Source organism: Geomonas ferrireducens (assembly GCF_004917065.1).
Taxonomy (GTDB): domain Bacteria; phylum Desulfobacterota; class Desulfuromonadia; order Geobacterales; family Geobacteraceae; genus Geomonas; species Geomonas ferrireducens.
Window position 1 is genome coordinate 889,983 of the sequence record NZ_SSYA01000001.1, and the last position, 23,815, is coordinate 913,797.

Genomic DNA, 23,815 nt, shown 5'->3' on the forward strand with positions numbered 1-23,815 from the left:
AGGATCGCGGACAGGCGTGAGGAACTGTTTCACTGGTAGCGGCTGCAACGCAAGGAGATGGACATGACTCAAATCTGGAACTACTACCTAAACCTCACTATCAAATTCAGGCTGAGCCTCTTGTGCTTTTGCTACAGCCTCTGTCTCATTGCGGCAGCATGGGCGGCCCAGGCAGACTCGATCATCATCAAGTACGGCTCCGTCGCACTTTTCATCGTGCTGGGAGGCATCTTCGGCTGCATAAACATTTGGTCCATCAGAACCCCGCTGGTAAGGGCGGTCGGCTACTTGGAGACCATGGCGCAAGGCGACCTGAGCGAGGAAATCGTTATCAACCGCCGCAACGAGATCAGCCAGATGCTGCGTGCTCTGCAGAAGCTGCAAGGCTCGATGCGCGGCATGATAGCGGGGATTCAGCAAACCGCCGATCACCTGACCAGCGCCTCCAACGATCTGAGCAGCACCTCCACCATGATCGCCCAGGGAACCGAGCATGCCTCGCACCAGTCGCACTCTGTCTCGAGTGCGGTCGGGGAAATGGCCGGGGTGAGCAACAATATCGCCGAAAGCTGCCAGAAGATGGCCGAGCGCGCCGGTAGCACCAACAGCGCCACCAGCAAAGGGGAAGAGACCATCGCCCGGATGATCGCGGTGATGGATGAAATCGAGACGATGGTTACCGGTACCGTCGAGGCGGTGAAGGCCCTCGGGACCAACTCCGACAAGATCGGCGACATCGTGGTGGCCATCCAGGACATCGCCGACCAGACGAACCTCCTGGCACTGAACGCGGCCATAGAGGCGGCGCGCGCCGGCGAGCAGGGGCGTGGCTTCGCGGTCGTGGCCGACGAAGTGAGAAGGCTCGCCGAGCGGACCACCTCGTCGACCAGGGAAGTCCAGACCATCATCGCATCGCTGCAGGGTGACGTGCGAAACGTGGTGGGGCTCATGGAGCGGAGTGCGACGAGCGTCAGAAGCGGGACGGAGGACGTGCATCACTCCAGCCGGGCCATCGGCACCATCAAGGAGCAGATAACCCCGCTGCTGGACGACGTATCCCAGGTGGCCACCGCCGCCGAGGAGCAGTCCGCGACGACCAACGACATTTCCGAGAGCATGCGGCAGATCATGGATGTGGTGCGTGAGACGGCGAGCGGAGCCCAGGAGTCGGCCTGCGCCGCCGAGGAACTCGCCCGCTCCGCACAATCGCTGCAGGAGATGGTGAACCGGTTCAAAACCAATTGACGATTGACGATGGGCAATTGAGAACGAAAAGCCGAAGCAACAAAGAAGGGGGATGACCGCTGCCTAAAGGCGTTGCAGTCATCCCCCTTGTTTGTTTATTCAGCCAAAGCTGCCGTCGCATTGTCAATGTCAATGGTCCATTGTCAATTGACTACACATGGAACTTGCGGGCCAGGTCGTTGTCGATCACGTACACGCAGATCTCCTTGGCGCACTGCTTGGTGTACTTGAACTTTTCGGAGCTCAGGTTGTTGATCAGGAAGGTGACGTCGTCCCGGATCCTCTTGTCGTAGGTCTTGAAGGCCTCGGTGTCGAAGTCCTTGATGGCGCGCCGGAAGTTGGCGTTCTCGAGGAACGGCTCGAGCACCTTTTCCTTCAGGTTGAAGACGTAGCGGTCATGCAGCGACTGGAATAGCTGGGTCTCCTGGGCCCTTCTCCCCTCGACCATGATCTCCTGCGTCAGGGTGCGGCCGGTGTATTCGCGCTGGGTCTCCTGACGGAAGGCGAGACGCGCCTCGTCCTCTACCTTCGCCCCCAAGAGGCGCCGCTCGATCGCGGCCAGGAACTCTTCGGTGATCTCGAGCTTCTCACCGGTGAAGCGGCACACCTCTACGGCGCCCGGCTCGAAGTTCACCGCGAACATGTAATGCAGGATGTCGCGCTCGATCTGCGCCTCGTTGTAGTAATAGAGCGCCTCCTTCACCTCCTGGAGCACCACGTAGTCGTAGTTGTGCACGAGGCTCTCCATGAAGCCGTCCGGGATCGATTCCTTGAGCTCCTTGTGCCATCTCGTGAAGAAGGTGGACAGGTTGTTCATGTTGATCATCTTGTCCTTGCGGGCGTAGGCGGCGTAGAAGTCGGAGAAGATCTTGATCGACTCGCGCCCCGAGAAGCCGTGGTCCCCTTCGTGCTCGCTCTCGGCGATGATCTTTTTCCTCCGCTTCGCGTTCAGCCTCTTCCTGTCGTCTTCCGAGAGCCAGTCGGGGATGTGGCCGGTGTAGATCTCCATCTTCAGGAGCTGCAGGTTCTCGTCGCAGTAAAGCCGATACTTCTCGGGGTCGCCGATCCACTCCAAAAGCGCATCGGACTTCACGTTCATCCTGGTGGAGATGATGACCCGGGCGAAGTTGTGCAGGACCCTCGGCAGGAAGCTCGTGTCGATGTGCTTGCCGAAGATGTTGCGGTAGATCTCCACCTCGGTGTTCAGGTCCATGACGTAGGGGATATTGATGAACTCGATGCGGTCCGTGAAGGACTGCACCCCTTCGATGCTCCGCTCGTCCTCGGGGTTCATGAGAGCGATGAAGAGGCTCCTCACGTTCTCCTCAATGTCCTCGACCTTGTGGATCCCCTCGCTGATGATGTTGTGCAGCTCGAGAAGCCGCTCCGCGTTGTGCGACTTCACGTCCATGAGGGCGTAGATGCCGTTGTTGGTCTTGGCGAAGTTGGAGAAGAGGTACTTCACCTCGTTGCTGTCCCCAAGAAGGAGGTCGATCTTCCTCTGCAGCATGTCGTTGGTGAGGATGTTCTGCTTCATCGACTTGTCGCCGGGGTTGAAGACTGTGATCCCCTCGCCGAGCCTGCGGTTGAAGCGGTAGGGACGCACCTTGATCATGCTGAAGATCTCGGCCGGGTCCTGGAGCCGCGCCGAAAGGGCCTGGAAGATGGAGGTGCAGATGGTGCATGGCGAGTCGCGGAAGACCCAGTCGTACTCCTTCTCGGTGAAGAGCTTCCATTTGAAGGAATCGTTCTGGAACAGGTCGTCGAAGAAGGCCCGGCGCTGCGCCTTGTCGATCATGAGGAGCGGGCTGTCGTGCGACGGGCAGGGGACCTCGACGACGTCGCCGCCGCGCAATAGGGCCCGCGGATCGATGTGGTCGTGGGTTTCCAGCTCGTACTCGTCCAGAAGGTGCGAAAGCTTCTCGACGAAGGCGCTCACCTGGTGCTCCTTGAAGCTCCCCAGCACGCGGCGGTCCAGGTGCCACACCACCTCGTAGGTCTTACCTTCTTCGGTGCTCGCGTACTCCTCGAATTTCATCAGCAGGTTGTTCAGGAAGGTGCTCTTGCCGGAACCCGGCGGCCCCTCGAAGATGTAGATCTTGTTCTGGCGCGCCCCGCTCTTCATGGCGGCCACGTGGTTCATGAAGCGGTTGGCGAAGAGGCGATCGGCGAAGAACGGGCGGTCGGATTCGCGCACGAAGAGCTTCCCGGTATCGTACGGGACGAAGTTGATCGACTCCGGGTCCTCCGGATATTCGTCGTTGCCTTCGTTCACGTAACTCTGCACCATGTCGTGGAAAAGCTGGAAGATGTTGCGCATCACCCGTTCCGGCTGCTCCGTGGCGAGACGCATATACTCCTCGAACGACATGTACGCCGCCTTCTTGTGCTCGACGATGGTGCGGCTCAACTGCTTTATGACTGTCTCTAGATCTGGCATAGCTTATCCGCCTGTCACAGTACCTGCCGGCTGAGAACCTTGTCTTTCATGGTGTAGACCACACGCTGCCAGGTGATATCCGCCTCTTCCACCCCTTCACGCCCGGCGCCGCCGCGCGGCTGCTCGATGTGCGCCTCGCTCGTCTCGAGCTGCACCGGCGCCCCCCAAAGGTATTCGATCCCGACCATGGTGTTGGCGATGTATTCCGAGACGAGCTGCTTCCCCTCGAAGTGGTGCACCAGGTAAAGGCTCCCCTCCTCGCCTCGTTCCGGCGCGATCTCGATGTGGGGGGGATGGTAGAGCGAGGCGAGCACCATGTCGCGATACTCTTTGGCGTCCCGGCTCTTCACGTAGTACTGCCAGACCATGCGCTGCGGGTCGAGCCTCTTTCCGGTCACGAAAAGGTCGTAGCGGTCGGTGAATTCCTGGTCCACGAAGTCCTTGATGAAGAGGTAATCGCAGTAGTTGCTCCTGATCTTGAAGAGGTACTCTTCCCCCTTGCCGGCTTCGGTGTCAAAGTGACGCCTCTGCTCGCGGTCCGAGAGACGGTCGAACTCGTAGCCGGTCTTGCCCTTGTCCCCCGCATCCTTCAACTGGTACATGAGGCGCATGCCGAGCGCGTACGGGTTCATCCCCACTCGCGGCATCGAGGTGACCCCGGCGTGGACGCGGGCGAAGTCCACCTCGTGTCCCTTGATGCGGTCGTCCACGAGGAAGAGCTTCTCGTGCCAGTAGCTCGCCCACCCCTCGTTCATGATCTTGGTGCGGATCTGCGGCTGGAAGAAGATCGAGGTCTTTCTCACCACCTCAAGCACGCTGCGCATCCACTGGTTCTCATCCCGGGAGAGGAACTCCGAGTTCTCGATCAGGAACTTCATGAGGTCGCGGCGCTCCACCCTTTTAACGTTTTGCGCCTTGGCGAAATGCGCCTCCATCTCCGGGTACTTCGCGGTCACCTCGGCGAAGAAGATGCGCTCCCCCTCTTCCCTGTTCTGAGCGATGGCCTCGTTGTAACGCGCCACCTCCTTCAGGTAGTCCCCCACCGGGAGTTTTTTCTCCACTTGGAGGAATACGTCGAAGTAGTAGTCGAGCCGACTAGAGGTGGCCGCTTCCGGCGCCGCGAAGAGCGGTGAGAGCTCGTCGTGGTAGGCCACAAGGTTGTCGATGGAGCGTGCGAATTCCAGGATGTAGTCGACCCAACGCCCCTTCTCCGCCCTCAGTTTCGCGATCACCCGTTTGTCGGAAAGGGCCTGGCCGGTGAAGTCGTACTCCCAGGTGTGGCGGAAGTAGAGGTTGTTCTGGAAGAAGTCGATGTGACCGAGCACGTGATAGAAGATCATCACGTTGAGCCAGTCCGGGTTGTTATCGTTGTAGAAGGAGATTGGGGGACGGGTGTTGATCACCGTCTCGTAGGGGTTGTGCGGGTAGAGCTCGTACTCCCCCTTGCCCCGGAGCACCTCGACGTCGTGCACCCAGTAGTCGTAGAGCGTCGGGATCATTACCTTAGGGGAGAGCTCGATCAGGTCGCGATTCGTGACGATGTACTCGAGGCTCTCGTCGGTGAAGGTGAGCCCTGCGGCCCGCGCCCTCTCCTTGCACCCTTCCATGATCGCTTTGGTATGTTGGTTGATGAGTTCCATGACTGCCTCTTACGAGATGAGCCTCTTGATCCCCTCGATGACTCGCGCCTCCTCGGCGTCCTCGTGCATGATGTCCATGCGCAAAAGGTCGGGCTTGTCCCGCAAAAGCCCGGAGTTCTCGAGGTAGCGCGCCACCTCGGTCCACTGCGTCCCGGCGTGTTCGGCGATGGTGACCCCCATGCGGCTTACGTAGCTGAGGATCTTAACCAGCTCGGGAATCGACTTGTCGCCGCCGGTGTCCCAGTCGTCGCCGTCGGTGCCGTGGAATACGTAAATGTTGTAGTCGGCGGCGAGATTTTCCTTCTCCACGATCTCGTTCACCAGGCGGTACGCGCTCGCCACCTCGGTCCCCCCCGCCACGCGCGAATTGTAATAGGTGTCGAAGTCCGGCACCTCCTTCGCCTCGGTGTCGTGCAGGATGAAACGGGACTCGACCTGCCCCGCGTACTGGTACAAAAGCCAGCTGTAGATCATCACGTGCTGGGTCGCCACGAGCTCGGTCACCTTGCCCGCCATGGATCCGGAGTAATCGCGCAGGAAGAAGACCATGGCCTGCGGCTCGTAGTCCTTCTCCTGTGAGAAGATGCGGTAGACCTTGTCCCGTGGCGAGATGAGGAAACGGGTGGGATCGAGGTCGGAGGGGTCGGGAAGGTTGCCGAGCGAGATGTTGGTCTCGACGATCTTTCTCAGCGTCGCCTTCTTGTCCATCACCTGCCCGGAGCCGCGGTTGCGGTCGGTGAGCTCGTAAATGTAGCGGGTGAAGGAGCGCTTCTTCCCTTTCTCCTTCAGGTTCGGGAGCTGGAACTGTTCGGTAAGCACCCGCCCGAGTTCGTAGGCCGAGGCGCCCATCTCGTGGGCCTCCCCCTCGCCCTGCCCGGGCCCCTGCCCCGGTTCCTCACCGGTCTCGCGCACCTTCTGCTCGCCTATTACCTCCCCTTCCTCGCCCTTGCCGGAGCCGCCGGTGGAGCCACCCTCACCAGGAGGGCGGATAGTCGGGTCGTGGAGGAACTTCTCCTCTTCCGTCGAGGGAACGACGACGATCTTACCTTTACCCGCCTTGCCAGGCTTGATGAGGCGCCCCACCCTGATCTTGCGGGGGAAGCCGTCTTTCTCGCGCTGCCGGTCCCTTTCCAGAAGCTCGTCCAGGGCCTTCATGTGGAGCTGGTACGGGTTCGGCACCCGCTCCTGCCCCATGAGGACGGCGAGGTCGTGCCAGGCGTAGAGGCTGCGGGAAAAGTCCGGGAAAGGACCGCGCCCGCGGCCTGATGGGAATTCCCTCGTCACGCGCAGTTCCTCCCTGAAGCGCTCCTCGCGCTCCGGCTCGAGCCCCTTGGCCTTCAGCTCTTCGAGGTATTTTTGAGGATCTTTCATGGCGTCATCGGCCTTTTAAAAGGCGGGCGAAGATCATTCGCCCCTACGTTTGTCCATTCACTCGCCCTTCGGGAGAGGGGTCGTCTCTTCGCGGCAACGCCCGAGCTAGCTCTCATCCTCCTGGGTGCAGAAGTACTCGATGGTCTTCTGGGCGCAGGTGCGGCAGTAGCCGAGTTTCCCCAGCATGGTCACGATCATCCTGTCGTAGAGCTTCTGGTTCTCCTCGTTGGTCCGGTTGGCAAGCGCCCCGATGAGGCTTCCCGCCCCGGCGATGTCGGACTTGAGCCGCACGTCGGTGACCGCCTTAACGAGCTCCAGGTTGTCCATGAAGTCGTAGCTCGGGTCTACCGAGATCTTCTGGCCGTAGATCTTCCGGATCGAGGTCCGGAACGAGGCGCGCTGCTCCTCGGTCTTGAGACCGATGCGCTCCTCTACGCTCTTCACGTAGCGCTCGTCGATCTTCAGCGCCTTCAGCTCGCCGGTCTGCGGATCCTTGTACTTCCACATCCGGTCCGGCCCGAGGTTCTCGGCGTCTATGCCGATGATCATGTTGACGTAGTTCTGCACGTCCTTCTTGATCGCGAAGGGCTCGTCCATGTAGGCGTTGAACATCTCGGTCATGATCCGTTCGCGGTAGAGCTTCTTTCCGGTCTTCAGGTCTTCCAGGTATTTGGCCCGCTCGTTCGGCTCGACCACGTAGTCAAGCACCACCCGCTCGAGGCTCTTGAAGACGTCGTAGGCGACCATGCAGCGCCCCTCGTTGGTCTCCGAGCTCTCCTTCAAAATCTGGATGCTCCTCCCGAGGCTGCGGTGCCCGAGCCCGCGCTGCCCAAAGCGCTTGGTGATGTCCGGCTCCTGCCCAAGGGTGTCGATCACCTCGGCGAGCGCCTTGATGCTCTTCTCGCCGGCCACCTCGCCCGCGGCGAGCTTCATCGTCTCGATCGGGGTGAGTTTCTCCGATCTCGGGAGCCTGGTCAGCACGACCCCCACCGAAGCCGCGTAGTTCAGGTTCGGGTCCTGGTGCAGCTCTTCCTTCGTGAGGGTGGTCTTCGACTCGCCGCCGATGGCGTAGGCGGTGAGCCCCTCCTGCATCCGGTAGTTGGTGTTGTGGGAGACGTAGCAGATGCGGCAACGGTCGACGATCGGCGCCTCCTCCTTCTCGGCCAGGAACCGGTTGAACTCGGAGTTGTTACTCGTCGCGATGATCATGGAATCGATGGGCCACTTGTACCCGTCGATCTCGATGGCGCGGTTCTGGATCACGCCGAGGTACACCTGTACCAGGTCCTTCTTATTCTTGAAGATCTCGTCCGAAAAGTGGATGCCGCCACCGGCCACGCGGGCCAGTGCGCCGCGACGCAGGTCGAAGCGGTACGGGTTGTTGGTGTCGGAGAGGTGCAACAGGCGCTGGATCGACTCCTCACCCAAGAGGTCGACCGCCGAAGAGGTGATCTTGTCCTTGGCCGGGTACTTGCCGGTCAGCGTGCCGAGGCTCTCGCTCATCGGGACGGGGAGCACCGCAATCGAGTCGAGCACCTTCTCGATGTCGTTATCGTGGTGCATCCGGATCTCATTGAGGATATAGCCGGTACTCGCGCCGAGTGGCCGGTAGTTCCGGTACAGGTTGTCCAGCTCGACCTCCGAGAACCCCTGCTCGCCGATGAAGCGGCGGCTCTCCTCCGGGTCCTCGAAGAGGTTCATGGCAAGGATCATAGGATCCTCGTACGTCTCCGAGTCGATCTCCCGGATGCGGCCGTAGTTCCCCATCTGTTCCATGTTCAGGAACCTGAAGCTGTACTTCCGGTTGCGACCTTGCAGGAAGTTGCGGTACTTGCCGCAGAGAAACTCCACGAAGAAGGTCTTGCCGTTGCCAGGTTCCCCCACCAGTACGAACGCCATCTCCTTGCTGGAGCCCCCTTCGGCCGCGTCCTTCACGAAGGAGACGAAGCTGTTGATCTCGTCGTACATGCCGATGGTGTGCTTGCGACCGGTCCGGAAGATGTTGAAGTCGTAGGTCGTCTTGCCGTTAACGACGACCTTCTCGAACCCCGGCTCCAGGATCATCCGGATGATCCCCTGGAAGGCGTTTTCGAATACCCTTTCTCCCGCCTTGACGGCGGCCAGGTGCTGACGGAGCGTTTCGTTCTTCGCTGTCATGGTTCCCTCCGCGTTTTGTTAAGCTGCGGTTTTTCCGTTTTAATTGATTTTGATATCCAAAAAAATTATACCCCCGCCCCCTTTACTTTTGCAAAGTCTTTAGGGGAGAGCCCCCGGGGGGGCAAGCGGCGGCACGGCAGCTCCCCGTCCCGCTGTTAATGCCTGCACTTCGGCGTTTACATTAGAATTTAGCCAAGGTATTGTACCCGGCATTGAGGTTTGTGCAAGCTGCCCCCTTAAACCGAAAAGTGCTCATGGCGACCCCGGCGCCGTCTTTTATTTTCCGTTTCGTCTGGTAGGATTTTGCGTGTTCCACCTGGGGGGGGACTCTAATTGGGATGAAGAAAAGGAGGTCTAAATGAAGAGGAAGATTTTATGGCTGGTGCTGGCGGCGGTGCTTGTTGCACTGGCCGGATGTGGTGGTGGAAGCGACAGGCCGGTGTTGGAAACGACCATTGCGAGCGATTTGAACGTCGACGGTGATATTTTTGAGCCGCTAAACGGCGACCCTCGCATAGTTGCGCAGGGGTCAACCGTTTTGACAGGGGTGACCAGCACCGGAGAGTACCGGGGATTCCTGAGCTTTCCGCTGAATGCCATCCCCTTGGATGCCTTCATACATTCGGCGACGTTGACCTTTACGCTCGTTCCGCCCACCGACGACATCCCGCTGGAAATGGAGTTGGTTTCCTTCCAGCCGTCGTCCGGGCTACTCCCGTCTTACTACGAGGAGGGGCTCACCGTCTACGCCTCGTCCCTGTACACCCTGCCGGCCCCAAACGCTTTCAATCAGGTATCCTTCAACGTCACATCCCTGATGCGCGAGGCCCAGCGGCGAGGTTTCGACGACTTCCAGCTCCGCGTCCTGGAGAACCGCGACTTCAACGTCCAGGGGCTGGTGGAACTCAGCGAATCGAACTTAACGCCTCCGAAGCTGGTCGTGGTCTACGACTAGCTAGAAAAACCTGCTCACGTCCAGATCGTAGTGGTAGGCGTCGAGCGTGGCGGTAACGGTCTGGGGGGAGCCGGGGGAGCCAAGAGCGACCACCTCTCCCCCCTCCACCCACTCACCGCTGCGAGCGGCGATGATACGCACGAGCGGGTTGTCCCACTGCGCGGGGTCCTCGCTGTTGCCGACCACCACGGCCAGTTCCCCGCCGTCGAGCAGGAGAAGCGAGCCGACCGGGTGGATCCCCACGCAGCCGACGAAGAGTTTCAAGAGCGCCTGATCGTAGGATCTCCCGCTCTGGGAAAGCATCACCCTGAGTGCCTTATGGGGGGGATAGGCGTTCCTGCCGCTCACCCGTGATGAGGTAAGGCCGTCGTAGCTGTCCGCGATGCTGATGATGCGCCCCAAAAGCCCCAGTTTCCGGTACCCGACCCGCGGGTAACCCGAGAAATCCGCCATCAGGTGGTGCTCGAAGATCCCCGTGATGATGCGGGCGGAAAGTTCGTCGAGCCCCTTCAGGTTCATCACCTTCCTCACCCCGTACAGGGGATGCCGTTCCATCACCTCCCGCTCCTCGGCGGTAAGCTCCCCCGGCTTGTCCAGCAATTCAGGCGGCAGATCGCAGTACCCGATGTCGTGGAAGAGTGCGGCAAGCCCAAGCTCGCAGAGATGGAACTTGTTCATCCCGAGGCGCTTGCCCATGACGAGGGAGAGGATGCAGACGTTGGCGGCGTGGTGCTGGCTGGAGCGGTCGTGGGAACGCATTGTGCTCAGCCCTAAAAGGTCGGCCTCGTGGGTGTAGAGGAGGTCGATCACCTGCTGTACCACGCGCTTCGACTCCCTGAGGCGCAGACGGCGCCCGGAAGCCACCTCTGCCGCAACCTCATCCATCGTCGCCAGGAGCTTTCGGTACAGCGGGCGGGCGGTGTGTCCCCCTCCCCTCACCCGGCGCTGCCGCGTCGAGATGGTCAGCACCTCTTCCGCACGCAGGATATCGAACTCCAGCCCGGTGATCCCCCGCTCTTTGACGGCATCCAGGAACCGCTGGTACGGGTCGTCGCCGGTTTCCGGCTCACGCAACAGGTATGCGAGACGCTGCACGTCGTCCGCGCTCACGTCGGGAGCGAAGGTGATCCTCCCGAGTTGGTGGCGCTGCATGAGCTCGATGATGTAGCGGGGCCCCTCGAAACTCGCGATGTCCGGTTTCAGCCGCAACTCGCCCAGGTACAGATGCGCTCCGGTCAATTGAAGAGAGGCGTCCTCGCTTCTCCCGGCAATCTCCCGCACCACCGCTAGCAGGTTCGTCACCCGCTGCAGGACGGCCGCATGACCGGGGCTGTAATTGGCGCAATTCTTCAAAAGGACGAAGAGGTGCGAGACCAGGGTTTTTCCCAGCCGCGCCATTTCAGCTCCCAGACGTTCCCGGTCTGTCTCGACGTTCACGACCACGCGCTCCCCCTCATCTCTTTCTCACGATCTTGGCCGCCCTCGCTTCGCTCACCGCCTGGTCGAGAAGCTCGCGCAACTCGCTCCCTCTTTTCTGGCTGCGCGCCTCCTCCAGAAGGGGGAGGACGGCGGAACCGTTGATGCGCGCAAGCCCCGCAAGGGCGAGCTGCACTGCCTCCTTTTCGCTCCCTTTGTTGAACCAATAACGTTTCATGAGCAGCTCGCGCAGCATCGGGATGGCACGCTCCTGCCCCAGCTCGCCGAGTGCCAGACAGACCGCCATCCGCTCCGGGAAGGGACGCTCCTGGAAATCGTCGGCCGCGGCCAGGGCGACAATCGGTTTCAAGGCGAAGGGTAGCCGCTCACGCGCCAGCACCTGGAGCGCCTTGATGCGCAACGCGCTCGACTCGTCGCGCAGGTACTTGAGGATGTACGGCTTGGACTTTTCATCGTCGGTGCGTTCAAGAAACCCGAGCACCTCGCGCCGGATGCGCGCCTCCCGGTTCGAGGTGAGCCCGAGGATCATCCTGAGTGCCTCGGGTGTCCCGATCAGGGAGAGGATCAGCACGAGGTTCCGTACCAAGTACCAGCGCGGGTCGTTCAGGAAGGGGCGGAACACCGCCGGATCCTCGCGCCCGAGTTCAACCAGGACCTCGATCAGCAGCTTGCGCACCTTGAGCTTTTCCACCCTGCCGAGCAGTTCGCAGATCGGCCCGAGAGCGGGGAGCCCAAGGATCAGCAGCAACTCCTTCAGTTCGCCGTAACCGGTGCGGGCATCGGTGGTGTCCAGGGAGACCTGCAGCGTCTGGACCGTCGCGTCGGAGAGGACCGCGGCGAGCGCCGCTTCGAGCGGGGTCCGCTGTTCTTCTGTGATACCGATGCGCTGCCTCATCCGGTCGAGGAACCGGACCAGCTTGAGGGCATGCCCCATGTCGCCGGCGAGGAGCAAGGTGACGGCGAGGGTCTCCATCATCGCGATGAAGTCGCGGTAGAGCTCGGTGTCCCTTGTCCCCGCCACAGTCGCGGCCAGGACGCCGATGACGTCATCCAGCCCGTTGCAGCGTCCCTCGGCTTCCAGCGCGCCCTGCAGCCATTTCTCCTCGTCGACGTTCAGCATGAGGAGATGTTTCGGTATCATCCTCGGCGCGGGAGGGGGCTGCTCCGCGAGCGCCTGGCGGATACGTTCCAGCGCCTCGCGCTGGTCCCCCGAGGTGCCGGCCTCCTCGGTCGGAGCACCCTCCCGGAAATCCTCCTCGGTCAGGTACCCTATGTGCTGGAGGTTACGCTCCCAGAGCTGAGTGACGATATCGTCGTCGTTGCTCGGGCGGTCGAAACCGGCGATCCCCAGGAAGGCGGTGAGTTCCGCGCTCTGCACCCCCTGGTCGAAGAACAGGGCCCTGATGCCGTCGGCGTAGAGGCGACTTGCGATGCTCTCTTTGGGATCGGTGTTCTCGTACACCTTGGCGCCCTGGCAGCGAAGCGCGAAGGGGTCAACCTCCAGGCTCAGCTCACCGTAACGCGCAAGGTGTACCGTCATCTTGGTGTCGAGCTCGGAGATGAACCCGATGAGGACCGGGTTGTTCGGCAGATAGATCCTGAGCGCCTTGGAGGTCTTCACCATGGTCTGGATGATCTGCACCACCGAGGCGTGTTCCTCTTTGCCAATGGTGTCTTCTTGTTGCAGCGTCTCTTGCGTCATGCCCTTCCCTGGCGGCTACCATGCCTCATGTGTTTCCGGCCCGAGTCGTTCTCATCTTTGCCCGGGTAGTATACGCGGCGGGAGGGGGGGATGTAAAGACGACGTTCTCATGAGAAGGACGGGGAAGGTACAAAGGAGAGGCTTCGGCCCGAAAGCGGGAGAGGGACCAGCCAGAGGCCGTCGTTGATCGGGTAAAAAAAAGGGGGACGACCTTGCGGTCGCCCCCCCTTTGCTGCCAAATACGACTTTGGTTACATCATGCCGCCCATGCCGCCCATACCGCCCATGCCGCCCGGCATCGCCGGCATTGCCGGCTCTTCCCTCGGCTTGTCGGCGATCATGGCCTCGGTGGTCATCATGAGACCGGCCACGGAAGCGGCGTTCTGCAGCGCGCTCCTGGAGACCTTGGTCGGGTCGATGATGCCGGCCTCGATCATGTCGACGTAGACGTCGTCGGCCGCGTTGTAGCCGAAGGCCTCCTGGCCGTTTTTCACCTTGTCGACCACGATGGAGCCGTCAACGCCCGCGTTCTGGGCGATCTGACGGATCGGCTCCTCGAGGGCGCGCTTGATCACGTTGACGCCGAACTGCTGCTCGGGAGCGAGTTTGAGGTTGTCCAGCACTCTGAGGGCGCGCAGGTAAGCCACGCCGCCGCCAGGGACGATGCCCTCGTCGACTGCCGCGCGGGTCGCGTGAAGAGCGTCTTCTACGCGTGCCTTCTTCTCCTTCATCTCGATCTCGGTAGCCGCACCGACCTTGATCACGGCGACGCCGCCGACCAATTTCGCCAGACGCTCCTGGAGCTTCTCGCGGTCGTAATCGGAGGAGGTCTCCTCGATCTGGGCACGGATCATCTTGACGCGTCCCTGGATGTCCGCCTCGGCACCGTAGCCGTCGATGATGGTGGTGTTGTCCTTGTCGACGGTGATCTTCTTAGCCTGGCCGAGCATGTCGAGGGTGGTGTTCTCGAGCCTGAAGCCGACTTCCTCGGAGATGACCTTGCCGCCGGTGAGGATGGCGATGTCTTCGAGCATCGCTTTCCTGCGGTCGCCGAAGCCCGGGGCCTTGACGGCGCAGACGTTCAGCACGCCGCGCAGCTTGTTGACCACCAGGGTGGCCAGCGCCTCGCCCTCGATGTCCTCGGCGATGATCAGCAGCGGACGGCCGGACTTGGCGGTCTGCTCGAGAACCGGGAGGAGGTCCTTCATGTTGGAGATCTTCTTGTCGTGGATCAGGATCGCGACGTTGTCCATGGCCGCTTCCATGCGCTCCGGATCGGTCACGAAGTACGGGGAGAGGTAGCCGCGGTCAAACTGCATACCCTCGACGGTCTCAAGGGTGGTCTCCATCGCTTTGGCTTCCTCGACGGTGATGACCCCTTCCTTGCCGACCTTCTCCATGGCCTCGGCGATGATGTCGCCGATGGTCTTGTCGTTGTTGGCGGAGATGGTGCCGACCTGTGCGATTTCCTTGTGGTCCTTGATCGGCTTGGAGATGCTCTTCAGCTCGGCTACCAGCGCCTCTACGGCCTGGTCGAGACCGCGCTTGATCTCCATCGGGTTGTGGCCGGCAGCGACCAGCTTGGCGCCCTGGCGGTAGATGGCCTGGGCGAGAACGGTTGCGGTGGTGGTGCCGTCACCGGCGACGTCGGAGGTCTTGGAGGCGACTTCCTTCACCAGCTGCGCGCCCATGTTCTCGAACTTGTCTTCGAGCTCGATCTCTTTGGCGACGGTCACGCCGTCCTTGGTGATGAGCGGTGCACCGTAGGACTTCTCGATGACGACGTTGCGCCCCTTCGGGCCCAGGGTCACCTTAACGGCATCTGCCAGGGTGTTGACGCCTTTGAGGATGCAGTTGCGCGCCTCCTGGTCGAACTTGATGATCTTTGCTGCCATTGTATATATCCTCCTTGGAATTTTATGAATCGCGATGCGCGTGATGGCGCGGGCTTGAAGGAATTACTTCTCGACAACGCCGAGGATGTCGTCCTCACGCATGATGAGGTAATCCTCCCCCTCGAGCTTCACCTCGCTCCCTGCGTACTTACCGAACAGCACCTTGTCGCCCACCTTGAGATCGATCGGGTACACCTTGCCGTCCTCGCCCCTCTTCCCGTTACCGACTGCCACGACTTCGCCCTGCTGCGGCTTTTCCTTGGCGGTCTCCGGGATGTAAAGCCCACCGGCGGTCATGGTAGCTTCCTCAACCCTCTTCACGATGATACGGTCCTGCAGCGGTCTAAGATTCATGCTTTTCCTCTCCTTTCTTGAGATACATACGATCTCTTGATATTGAAAAAATATTAGCACTCAAAACCACTGAGTGCTAAAGACCTGCTAAATATAAACAGCATGCCCTCAAAAATCAAGGGCGCTCTCCAAATTATTTTTCCGCGTGCTATTCCAGCGTTACCACTTCCTTTTTGCCAGCTCCTCCGCGTAAAACTTCTGGTACAGGATCTCCCATTCCCGGCTTCCGGGAACCTTGGCCTGGCTGTAGGAGGAGAGTTTCACGCGCACAGCCTGATCCACCTGTTCCATGATGGAGAAGAAACCCTCGATCGACCCCTTGATCGCTTCCAGGGCGCGCCGCTCGTCCGGAAAATCGGCCAGGTCGTCGTTGTAGAGCTTGTCGTATATCTTGTGGGCTATGTGCGAGATGCGGTCTTCAGAGATGTGCATGGTGGGCTCCTTGGTTTGCTTTACCGACGACACCGGTTATCACAGGACGATCTTCCTCTCCTTGGCCAGTTTGTCCTTGATCATCTTCAACATCCTGTGCCGGTCGATCCCCGCCCCTCCCGTCGCCTTCAGGGTCTGTTCGAGAAGCGCCTCGGCATCGCGCTCAAGGTCCTCTTCCCGCTTCAGATCCTGCGCGATGGCCGCTTTGATGGCGGTAAGCACGGCGCCACGCCCCTGCTTCTGCTCCACGAGTTGGGCTCGTTCCAAATCGCCCAGAACCTTCTCCGCCAGACGTGCGATCTGCTCCTCTTTAAGACGCATCTTCCCTCCCGTTTATGAGGATTTTTCGTTCGGCGCATTCTACGTCAACCGGTCAAAATTGCAACAGTTTTGGGGCCGGTGGCACAACAATTCACATTAAAGAAAACAATGTTGCTTTCACATTTGGGCGACGCTACAATACAGCCACTTACTTGCTCTCTCTGCGTTGTCCGTGAGGTTATTAACGCCCCTGCGGAATAATTTTTTGTACGGGAGCCTGTTTCGGTCGTGGTGTGCTGCCCCATTGCGCGGGAATTGCCTAAAGCGACCTACAGGAACCCACCTGAATGGGAACTCGCTGTGAGGCCCCCCAACCAAACGACAAGGCGGAGAGAGCTGTAGCACTGAGGGGATCCGGAAACGGATCCCCTTTTTTCGTCTTGCGCTCGGCCCCATATGGATATATAGCAGGAGTTGCTCCGCCTCCCGTCGTCGACGTAACGCAGAACGCAGAACGTAGAACGTAGAACGTAGAACGTAGAACGGCTGTTAAGGAGGCCGCATGACTCCCCACTTCCTCCCCAGGCTCGTCAACCCACCCTTTGGCGACCCCGGGGTCTATGTCGACTTCCAGTTCGCACGGCGTGCGCTCCTCTTCGACCTGGGCGAGATCGCCTCTCTTGGCGCACGGAAGATCCTGAGGCTGACCGACGTCTGCATCTCCCACACCCACATCGACCACTTCATCGGCTTCGATCTGATGCTACGCATCATGCTCGGACGGGATATGACGCTCCGCCTCTTCGGGCCGCCCGGCATCCTGAGCCAGGTGGAGCACCGGCTCGCCTCCTACAGCTGGAACCTTATCCAGAGCTATCCGACCGAGTTTGTCATCACCGTCATCGAACTGCATCCCGAAGGGATGGCCCGACGCGCCCGCTTCAGCTCCCGGCGCGTCTTCGCCCGGGAAGATGAGGAAGAGTTCCCGTTCCGCGACGGAGTGGTCCACGAGGAGGAGAACCTGAGGCTCACCGTCACATTCCTGGAGCACAGCATCCCATGCCTCGGCTACGCGTTCGAGGAGAAGCTGCACGTAAACTTCATGAAGAACAGGCTCACCGCACTCGGTCTGCCGGTGGGCGCGTGGCTCTCCGAGGTGAAGCGCGCTGTGTTGCGCGGTGCGCCGGACGATACCGTGTTCACGGTGCCCTTACCCTCAGGAGGGGCGCGCGGGCTCTTACTCGGCGAGCTGAAGGAGCAGGTGCTGCAGGTGGTCCCGGGGGAAAAGATCGCCTACGTGACCGACACCGCGTACACGCCGGAAAACCGCCGCCGCATCGTGGAACTAGCACGCGGGGCGGACTACTTCTTCATCGAGGCGGTCTTTCTCGATGCTGACCGGGAGCGCGCCCGCGAGCGCGCGCACCTGACCGCCAGGCAGGCCGGGACCCTCGCACGCGAGGCCGGTGCCGCGCGCGCGATCCCCTTCCACTTCTCCCCGCGACACCTGGGCGCGGAAGAGGAGCTGCGCCGGGAAGTGGCGGAGGCCTTCGGAAGCGGGCACGACCGGCACCCTCTCGCCCCCGGGCCTGCACGCCGGAGCGCTTAGGCCCGCGAAAGCTGGAGAGGGACCGTAGGTGAGGGGGCTGCATGCTCCGCAGAACTAAAAAAGGGGACCCGGCACACCGGATCCCCTTTTGTCTCCTGATTTTATTGTGCGCGACCTAGTCGATCCTGAGAGCGACGAACAGGGAGGCTTCGCCCCTTTTGAGCAGCATCTTCAGGTAACCACCCTTCTTCACGGCCGCAATCGACTTGCTGTAATCCTTAACGCTGGTGATCCTGACGCCGTTGATCTCCCGGATCACGTCCCCCTCGACGATGCCGGCACGCTCGGCCAGGCTATCCGCATCGACATCGGTAACAAGCACCCCCTTGTCGCCCTGGAGCCTCAGCTGCTGCGCACGCTCCGCCGAGAGATCGGCCACTTTGAGGCCGAGACGGTCGCCGCTCACCGCGGCGTCTTCCTCCTCGCCGTCCTTCAACTTCTCGATGGTGACCTGCAACGGCACCTGCTTGCCGTCACGCAGCACCACCAGTTTCACCGTTTTCCCCACCGCAGTTGCAGCAACGCGGCGCGGCAGCTCGCTCATCTCCTTGATGTGGTGACCGTCGTACTCGAGGATGATGTCCCCACCCTTGACACCAGCCTTCTCGGCGGGGCTGTCCTTGATCACTTCGGCGACAAGCGCCCCCGCCTCCCCTTCCATACCGAAGGACTGGGCGAGATCCTGGGTCACCTGCTGCACCGACACGCCGAGCCATCCGCGGGTCACTTTGCCGCTCTCCTTCAACTGGGGCAGGATGTCCTTGGCCATGTTGATCGGGATGGCGAAGCCGATCCCCTGGCCGCCCGAGACGATGGCGGTGTTGATCCCGATTACCTCGCCGTCGGTGTTGAAGAGGGGACCGCCGGAGTTGCCGGGGTTGATCGAGGCGTCGGTCTGGATGAAGTCGTCATAGGGCCCGCTGCCGATAACGCGCCCCTGGGCGCTGATGATCCCCGCGGTCACCGTCTGCGCGAGACCGAAGGGGTTGCCGATCGCCATGACCCAGTCCCCGACCTCGATCTTGTCGCTGTCCCCCAAAGGTGCCACCGGCAGGTGCCCCTTGGCGGCGATCTTTATCAGTGCGAGGTCGAGCTTGTCGTCGCGTCCCTTCACCTCGCCCTTGAATTCGCGGCCGTCGGAGAGCTTGACCTTGATCTCGTCGGCATCCTTCACCACGTGGTTGTTGGTGATCAGGTAACCGTCGTCGCTGATGATGAAGCCGGAGCCCATGCTCCTTTGCTTGTAGGGGTGCTGCCTGGGCGTCTCGAAGAACTTTTCGAAGTAGTCCTGGAAGGGATCGCCGCCGGGACCTACGTTCGGGTGCTTCTTCATGCCTACCGTCTTTGAAGTGCTGATGTTGACTACCGCCGGCTTCAGTTTCTTAGCCAGCTTGGCAAAGTCGGGGGTGAGGGGCGCGGCTCCAGCCACGGCCGAGAATACTGAGGAGAGGAATAAGCTTAACACCAGGAATCTTGCTACGATTGCTGCCTGCATGGCTACCTCCTGAGAGTTTGAGTAGGGTAAAGCTAATACCGCTCCCGTACTTTGTCAAGACTCCCGACACTGTACCGCTTCCAAAGAAAAACGGACCCCTCCCGGTCGTGTTTCGACTGGAAAAGGTCCGTTTTATTCAGCAGGGCAGGTGCCTTCGGCCTCTGTTTATTCTTCTTCTTTGAGGATGTAGCCTACCCCCCTCACGGTGTGGATGAGCTTCTTGTCGGCGTCGCGGTCGATCTTCTTACGCAGGTAGTTCACGTAGACGTCGATGATGTTGGTGAAGCTGTCGAAGGTGTAGTCCCAGACGTGCTCGGCGATCATGGTCCTGGTGAGCACCTGGTGCGGGTTGCGCATGAAGTACTCGAGCAGGCCGTACTCCTTCGCGGTAAGGTCGATCTCCTTGTCCTTGCGCCACACCTTGTGGGTTACCGGGTCAAGACGCAGGTCGGCGAAACGGATCTCGGCACCGCGGTCGAGCTCGCTCCTCCTCATCAGTGCACGGACGCGGGCGAGCAGCTCGGCGAACGCGAACGGCTTGGTCAGGTAGTCGTCGGAACCGGAATCAAGACCAGCCACGATATCTTCTACGGAGTCCTTTGCGGTCAGCATCAGGATCGGGGTGACGTTCTTCCGCTCCCTGAGCTCCTTCAGAACGGACAGGCCGTCCTTTTTCGGGAGCATCCAGTCGAGCACGATCAGGTCGAACGGCTTCTCCAACGCAAGTTTCAGCCCCTCTTCACCGTCCGCCGCGGTGGTGACTTCGTACTGCTCTTCTTCGAGCCCGCGCTTTATGAAGCTGGCAACCTTCTTCTCGTCTTCAACCACCAGAATTTTCATGTTGTTTTCCCTCTCTTTGTTAAATATGTCGACCTCTAATCGTGCCTGATATCACCATGGAGCCGGCTCAGGATCTCTGCCGCGGACTCCTCAACGGATTTGTTGGTTACATCGATGACCAGCCATGCGGGGTGGTCCCGGTAAAAGCGCCGGCAGTACGCCAGCTCCTCTTCGACCAGCCTGAAATCCGCGTAACTGCCGCGCGGGCTCTGCCTGAGGTTTCTCAGGCGCGCCGAACGGATGTCTACCAGCCGCTGGGTGCTGATGATAAGGCCAACCACCCGCTCCGGCTCAACTTCTTCCAGCTCCGGCGGCGGGTCGATCCCCTGTATGATCGGGACGTTCGCCACTTTGTACCCCTTGTGCGCCAGGTACATGGAAAGTGGCGTTTTGGAGGAGCGGGACACCCCGACCAGAACGATGTCGGCCTTGTGCAGGTTGCGCGGCTCCTGGCCGTCATCCTGCTTTACCGTGAAATCAACCGCCTCCATGCGGCGGTAGTACTCCGAGTTCATCTCGTACTGCAGGCCGGGAAGCTTCTGCGGCCTCATTTCCAGAAACTCGGCAAGCTTGAAGAGAAGCGGCGTGATGAGGTCCACCGCATCGAGCTGCCTTGCCTCGCATTCGTTTCGTACGAACTGCGCCAGTTCCGTGTTGACCAGGGTGTAGAAGATTATGCCGGGGGTCTTGGCGACCTCGTCCAGAGCCTTCAGGATGTCTTCCTGGTTCCTTATCTGCCCGACCCGGCGCAGCCGGACGTCCACGTCCTTGAATTGGGTCAGCGCGGCCCGCGCCACCCTCTCCACCGTCTCACCCGTTGCATCCGAAAGTAAATAGACGTGATACATCTTTAATCACCCAAAATCCGCGGCCTTACTGGGTTCTTACCGCCCGCCCGGCCAAATTCATTAGATATATACCATGTTTTTTCATTTTAGGCAAAACTAAAATTTAATGGGAAAAGCTTCTCGATTTTTCTTATCGACACATGCCCGAAAAATTTTAATTATAATTACGCCCGACTTTTTTTGGATGTCAAGGTTTTCATTGCCATTTCCTTTATTTCTCTGCTAGTTTAATCCGGCACTCGCAAACCCCAAAGGAGACAAAAACTCATTATGACCACGGACTGGGCCGAAATCGCCTGCGACGTCCCCGCCGAAATGGTGGACACATTAGCGGACTTCCTCGTCGAACTGACCGGCAACGGCGTCGGCATCGACAACATGCATCTCGATACCTTTTCCCTAGATTCCCTCGAGGATAGCAGCATCAAAACCGTCAAGGGGTACCTCCCTCTCGACGACTCCCTGGAGGACATGCGCATCAAGGTGGAGCAGTTCCTCGCCACGCGCGGGCCCGAATTCGAGGGGTACGTCTACAAGCCTCCCGTCGTCACCGTCATCAAGAACGAAGACTGGGCCAACAACTGGAAGGTGCACTTCAAGCCGGTCCGTATCGGCAGGCGTCTGGTCATCAAACCGACCTGGGAGGAATACCAGGAGGTGGCAGGCGACTTGGTGATCCAGATCGACCCCGGCATGGCGTTCGGCACCGGTGCCCATCCCACGACCAAGATGTGCCTCGAGTCTATGGAGCGGATCGCCCTCGACCATTGCGGCGGCGTGCTCCCCTCCCCCGTTCTCGACGTCGGGACCGGCTCCGGCGTGCTCAGCATAGCCGCCGCCCTTCTCGGCGCCGACGCCATTACCGCCGTCGACATCGACCCCGAGGCGGTGCGCGTCACCCAGGAAAATCTCGAGCTGAACGGTGTGGCCGACCGGGTGGCCGCGTCCACCACGGACCTTGGCAAGCTCCCGGGCAGCTACCCCGTGGTGGTCGCCAACATCCTCGCCGAGGAACTCGTACGACTCTCCGACCAGCTCATCTCCCGCGTCGCTCCCGACGGATGGCTCATCCTTTCCGGTATCCTGACCGAGAAGGAAGAGTTTGTCCTTGCCGGCTTTCCCTCGCTCACCCTCGTGGAAAACCCCAGGGAGGCCGAGTGGTCCTGCCTAACCCTGAGAAAGCCCCAGTAGCGGATGCGCAGCTTTTTCCTGGGCGACAACGCCATCAGTGACGGTGAAGCCGTCGTCACCGGTGAGCTCTACCGGCACATGGCCCGCGTGCTGCGGCTCAAAGAAGGGGCCGAGGTTGAGCTCATCGACGCCGGCGGGGTGAGGCACTGCGGCACTATCGCGGAGGTGGGGGCAAAAACCCTCACCGTCCGCATCGCCGCAAGCGCCGCACCTGCTGTAGAAGACCCCGCACTCAGCATCACCCTCTACCAGGGGCTCCCGAAGGGGGAGAAGCTGGACCTCATCCTACAAAAGTGCACCGAACTCGGCATATCCGAGGTGGTCACCTTCGACGGTGCGCGCTCCATCGTTAAATTCCGCGGTGAGAAGACGGCAGGAAAACTTGCGCGTTTCGAGAAGATCGTGCAGGAAGCGGCCCGGCAGTCGGGGCGGAGTGCCGCGCCAAGGGTCGCGATAGGCGGGAATCTGAAGGAAGTGCTCAAGGAATCGCGGCAGGATGTGAAGCTGCTCTTGTGGGAAGGGGAGGACGAAAACACGCTGCGGGAAACGCTGGCCCATCACACGGAGCCAAAGAGCGTGGCGATCGTCGTTGGCCCGGAGGGAGGCTTGAGCCCAGAGGAAGTACAGGAGGCGCTGGCCTGCGGTTTCACCCCGGTCACCCTCGGCAAGCGGATCCTGCGCACCGAGACCGCGGGGCTTGCCATGGTCTCAATCCTGCAGTTCCACTGGGGCGACATCAGGTAGCAGGTGGTAATCCTCAGTTGAGCGCCACCACCAGCGCTGCGATGGCCACCACCAAAGAAACCGCCGTGGCAGCCATCAAAACTTTCTGACGGGCCAGCACCACCTTCAGCGTCTTAACGGCAAGTTGCAGGTGCCCGGAGGTCTCAAGAAGCGCCTTCTCCAGTTTGCGGTTCTCCTCGTGGAGCTGCTGCACCCTCGCCTCCAGGTCGCTTGCCGCGCCTTCCCCCATGAACCGCCCCTTGGCCCTGTTCGCCATCTCGACCACTACAGGGAGGTTCTCGAACACCCTTCCCCACGGGATCTTCGTCGCCGCTATCTTCGCCACGCTCCAGATGCTCATCTTTACCTCCCTTATTTGCCTTCCTCGAGCCGGAATCGGCTCTGAGCATAGTCATTTTTCAGGTCGTTCCTGGGGCACGCTACTGCCCCCGTTTTCCTCATCCCCCTGCAACGATATCGAGAAACTGTCGCGCGAACATGGGGCCCTTTGCCGCATCCTCATGTTTGAAGAAGACAAAAGCGTCGCGCCACCTCTGCCGGTTGACCAAGTCTACCCAGCGCCCCAACTCCGCAGCGCCGTACTCCGGACGCCGTAGCCTCAGGTATCCCCACCCGGCAGTCGCCACGTCAGGCATCGCTTCGTCTTCCTCGCTGTCCACCAGGCATAGCGCCGCATCGTTTCGCTGCAGCAGGGAGAAAACCTCGTCATCAAGCCAGGAGCGGTTGCGAAACTGCAGGGCGACCCGGCGCCCGGGAGGGACCAGGGACAGAAAGTCGTGCAGCAGGGGGACGTCCTTCTTCAGGCTCGGTGGTATCTGGAACAGCACCGCCCCCAGCCGCTCTCCAAGCACCCCGGCCACGTCGAAGAAATAAGAGACCGCGTCGTCGACCTCGCGCAGGCGCCGAACGTGGGTGATGCTCTGCGGCGCCTTGAGCGCGAACCGGAACCCTTCCGGTACCTCACCGCGCCACCCTTCCAGCAACGAGGGTTTCGGCATCCGGTGGAAGGTGTTGTTGATCTCCACACCGTTGAAGCGCGTGCCGTAAAAGGAGAGCATGTGTTGCCCCGCGAGGTGCTCGGGGTAGAAGCTCCCCTTCCATGCCGCGTACGAGAACCCGCTGGTCCCTACGTATAGAGCCATCTGCTCCTCCGCCGATCGCTTCCCACTTCAGCTTCATATTTATACAGCACCCCTTGC

General features: G+C 60.6%; 18 protein-coding genes, 1 other RNA gene and 1 pseudogene. 6 read left to right on the top strand and 14 right to left on the bottom strand.

Going from position 1 to position 23,815, the window contains the following annotated elements:
* Positions 1-63 precede the first annotated feature (63 nt).
* Complete coding sequence (locus tag E8L22_RS03890; protein ID WP_136523928.1) at positions 64-1,245, top strand: methyl-accepting chemotaxis protein; 1,182 nt, start codon at positions 64-66, stop codon at positions 1,243-1,245.
* 151 nt (positions 1,246-1,396) lie between these two features.
* On the opposite strand, the gene E8L22_RS03895 is transcribed toward E8L22_RS03890, so the two are convergent.
* From E8L22_RS03895 to E8L22_RS03910, 4 genes are all read right to left on the bottom strand, one after another.
* Positions 1,397-3,685: a serine protein kinase PrkA gene (locus tag E8L22_RS03895; protein ID WP_136523929.1), complete on the bottom strand. Its 2,289-nt coding sequence runs from the start codon at positions 3,683-3,685 to the stop codon at positions 1,397-1,399.
* Between the two features lie 14 nt (positions 3,686-3,699).
* A complete protein-coding gene (locus tag E8L22_RS03900) occupies positions 3,700-5,325 on the bottom strand; it encodes a SpoVR family protein (protein ID WP_136523930.1) in 1,626 nt (541 codons plus the stop codon).
* A 9-nt stretch (positions 5,326-5,334) separates the two neighbouring features.
* Positions 5,335-6,696: a DUF444 family protein gene (locus E8L22_RS03905; protein WP_136523931.1), complete on the bottom strand. Its 1,362-nt coding sequence runs from the start codon at positions 6,694-6,696 to the stop codon at positions 5,335-5,337.
* A gap of 105 nt (positions 6,697-6,801) precedes the next feature.
* Positions 6,802-8,853, bottom strand: coding sequence for a serine protein kinase PrkA (locus E8L22_RS03910; protein WP_136523932.1), 2,052 nt, complete (start codon positions 8,851-8,853; stop codon positions 6,802-6,804).
* Between the two features lie 358 nt (positions 8,854-9,211).
* Here E8L22_RS03910 and E8L22_RS03915 point away from each other — a divergent pair, with 358 nt between their 5' ends.
* Positions 9,212-9,808, top strand: a complete 597-nt coding sequence (locus tag E8L22_RS03915; protein WP_136523933.1) for a hypothetical protein — start codon at positions 9,212-9,214, stop codon at positions 9,806-9,808.
* On the opposite strand, the gene E8L22_RS03920 is transcribed toward E8L22_RS03915, so the two are convergent.
* The 5 genes and pseudogenes from E8L22_RS03920 to E8L22_RS22005 all read right to left on the bottom strand — a co-directional run bounded on the left by E8L22_RS03920 (position 9,809) and on the right by E8L22_RS22005 (position 15,949).
* Positions 9,809-11,245, bottom strand: coding sequence for an HD-GYP domain-containing protein (locus E8L22_RS03920; RefSeq protein WP_136523934.1), 1,437 nt, complete (start codon positions 11,243-11,245; stop codon positions 9,809-9,811). It lies immediately after the preceding gene.
* Between the two features lie 16 nt (positions 11,246-11,261).
* Positions 11,262-12,947, bottom strand: coding sequence for a HEAT repeat domain-containing protein (locus tag E8L22_RS03925; protein WP_136523935.1), 1,686 nt, complete (start codon positions 12,945-12,947; stop codon positions 11,262-11,264).
* A gap of 251 nt (positions 12,948-13,198) precedes the next feature.
* Entirely contained in the window at positions 13,199-14,842 is a 1,644-nt protein-coding gene (gene groL, locus E8L22_RS03930) for a chaperonin GroEL (protein WP_136523936.1), read from the bottom strand.
* A 63-nt stretch (positions 14,843-14,905) separates the two neighbouring features.
* Entirely contained in the window at positions 14,906-15,196 is a 291-nt protein-coding gene (gene groES, locus E8L22_RS03935) for a co-chaperone GroES (protein ID WP_136523937.1), read from the bottom strand.
* 159 nt (positions 15,197-15,355) lie between these two features.
* Positions 15,356-15,949: pseudogene (locus tag E8L22_RS22005) on the bottom strand (DUF507 family protein).
* A 155-nt stretch (positions 15,950-16,104) separates the two neighbouring features.
* Between E8L22_RS22005 and ssrS the strand changes: the two are divergent.
* Positions 16,105-16,286: non-coding RNA, 6S RNA (ssrS, locus tag E8L22_RS03950), on the top strand.
* A gap of 165 nt (positions 16,287-16,451) precedes the next feature.
* Entirely contained in the window at positions 16,452-17,498 is a 1,047-nt protein-coding gene (locus tag E8L22_RS03955; RefSeq protein WP_136523940.1) for a ribonuclease Z, read from the top strand.
* A 115-nt stretch (positions 17,499-17,613) separates the two neighbouring features.
* On the opposite strand, the gene E8L22_RS03960 is transcribed toward E8L22_RS03955, so the two are convergent.
* From E8L22_RS03960 to E8L22_RS03970, 3 genes are all read right to left on the bottom strand, one after another.
* Entirely contained in the window at positions 17,614-18,993 is a 1,380-nt protein-coding gene (locus tag E8L22_RS03960; RefSeq protein ID WP_136523941.1) for a DegQ family serine endoprotease, read from the bottom strand.
* A 165-nt stretch (positions 18,994-19,158) separates the two neighbouring features.
* Positions 19,159-19,833 carry a response regulator transcription factor gene (locus tag E8L22_RS03965; RefSeq protein WP_129125324.1) on the bottom strand — a complete coding sequence of 225 codons (675 nt, stop codon included), beginning with the start codon at positions 19,831-19,833 and terminating at the stop codon, positions 19,159-19,161.
* Positions 19,834-19,868: 35 nt separating this feature from the next.
* A complete protein-coding gene (locus E8L22_RS03970) occupies positions 19,869-20,681 on the bottom strand; it encodes a pyruvate, water dikinase regulatory protein (protein ID WP_136523942.1) in 813 nt (270 codons plus the stop codon).
* A 270-nt stretch (positions 20,682-20,951) separates the two neighbouring features.
* Here E8L22_RS03970 and prmA point away from each other — a divergent pair, with 270 nt between their 5' ends.
* Both prmA and E8L22_RS03980 read left to right on the top strand, forming a co-directional pair.
* A complete protein-coding gene (prmA, locus tag E8L22_RS03975; protein ID WP_136523943.1) occupies positions 20,952-21,872 on the top strand; it encodes a 50S ribosomal protein L11 methyltransferase in 921 nt (306 codons plus the stop codon).
* Positions 21,873-21,875: 3 nt separating this feature from the next.
* Positions 21,876-22,616: a 16S rRNA (uracil(1498)-N(3))-methyltransferase gene (locus E8L22_RS03980; protein WP_136523944.1), complete on the top strand. Its 741-nt coding sequence runs from the start codon at positions 21,876-21,878 to the stop codon at positions 22,614-22,616.
* 13 nt (positions 22,617-22,629) lie between these two features.
* Here the strand turns inward: E8L22_RS03980 and E8L22_RS03985 are convergent, their stop codons facing one another.
* Positions 22,630-22,956, bottom strand: coding sequence for a hypothetical protein (locus tag E8L22_RS03985; RefSeq protein ID WP_136523945.1), 327 nt, complete (start codon positions 22,954-22,956; stop codon positions 22,630-22,632).
* A 97-nt stretch (positions 22,957-23,053) separates the two neighbouring features.
* A complete protein-coding gene (locus E8L22_RS03990; protein ID WP_136523946.1) occupies positions 23,054-23,758 on the bottom strand; it encodes a DUF72 domain-containing protein in 705 nt (234 codons plus the stop codon).
* Positions 23,759-23,815: the final 57 nt, after the last annotated feature.

What these genes read in the sequence shown, in the direction of transcription:
- E8L22_RS03900 (WP_136523930.1), bottom strand. Translation starts at nt 5,325, where the DNA reads ATGGAACTCATCAACCAACATACCAAAGCGATCATGGAAGGGTGCAAG.
- groL (WP_136523936.1), bottom strand. Translation starts at nt 14,842, where the DNA reads ATGGCAGCAAAGATCATCAAGTTCGACCAGGAGGCGCGCAACTGCATC.
- E8L22_RS03985 (WP_136523945.1), bottom strand. Translation starts at nt 22,956, where the DNA reads ATGAGCATCTGGAGCGTGGCGAAGATAGCGGCGACGAAGATCCCGTGG.
- E8L22_RS03905 (WP_136523931.1), bottom strand. Translation starts at nt 6,696, where the DNA reads ATGAAAGATCCTCAAAAATACCTCGAAGAGCTGAAGGCCAAGGGGCTC.
- E8L22_RS03910 (WP_136523932.1), bottom strand. Translation starts at nt 8,853, where the DNA reads ATGACAGCGAAGAACGAAACGCTCCGTCAGCACCTGGCCGCCGTCAAG.
- E8L22_RS03925 (WP_136523935.1), bottom strand. Translation starts at nt 12,947, where the DNA reads ATGACGCAAGAGACGCTGCAACAAGAAGACACCATTGGCAAAGAGGAA.
- prmA (WP_136523943.1), top strand. Translation starts at nt 20,952, where the DNA reads ATGACCACGGACTGGGCCGAAATCGCCTGCGACGTCCCCGCCGAAATG.
- E8L22_RS03970 (WP_136523942.1), bottom strand. Translation starts at nt 20,681, where the DNA reads ATGTATCACGTCTATTTACTTTCGGATGCAACGGGTGAGACGGTGGAG.
- E8L22_RS03895 (WP_136523929.1), bottom strand. Translation starts at nt 3,685, where the DNA reads ATGCCAGATCTAGAGACAGTCATAAAGCAGTTGAGCCGCACCATCGTC.
- E8L22_RS03980 (WP_136523944.1), top strand. Translation starts at nt 21,876, where the DNA reads ATGCGCAGCTTTTTCCTGGGCGACAACGCCATCAGTGACGGTGAAGCC.
- E8L22_RS03965 (WP_129125324.1), bottom strand. Translation starts at nt 19,833, where the DNA reads ATGAAAATTCTGGTGGTTGAAGACGAGAAGAAGGTTGCCAGCTTCATA.
- E8L22_RS03915 (WP_136523933.1), top strand. Translation starts at nt 9,212, where the DNA reads ATGAAGAGGAAGATTTTATGGCTGGTGCTGGCGGCGGTGCTTGTTGCA.
- E8L22_RS03955 (WP_136523940.1), top strand. Translation starts at nt 16,452, where the DNA reads ATGACTCCCCACTTCCTCCCCAGGCTCGTCAACCCACCCTTTGGCGAC.
- E8L22_RS03890 (WP_136523928.1), top strand. Translation starts at nt 64, where the DNA reads ATGACTCAAATCTGGAACTACTACCTAAACCTCACTATCAAATTCAGG.
- E8L22_RS03960 (WP_136523941.1), bottom strand. Translation starts at nt 18,993, where the DNA reads ATGCAGGCAGCAATCGTAGCAAGATTCCTGGTGTTAAGCTTATTCCTC.
- groES (WP_136523937.1), bottom strand. Translation starts at nt 15,196, where the DNA reads ATGAATCTTAGACCGCTGCAGGACCGTATCATCGTGAAGAGGGTTGAG.
- E8L22_RS03990 (WP_136523946.1), bottom strand. Translation starts at nt 23,758, where the DNA reads ATGGCTCTATACGTAGGGACCAGCGGGTTCTCGTACGCGGCATGGAAG.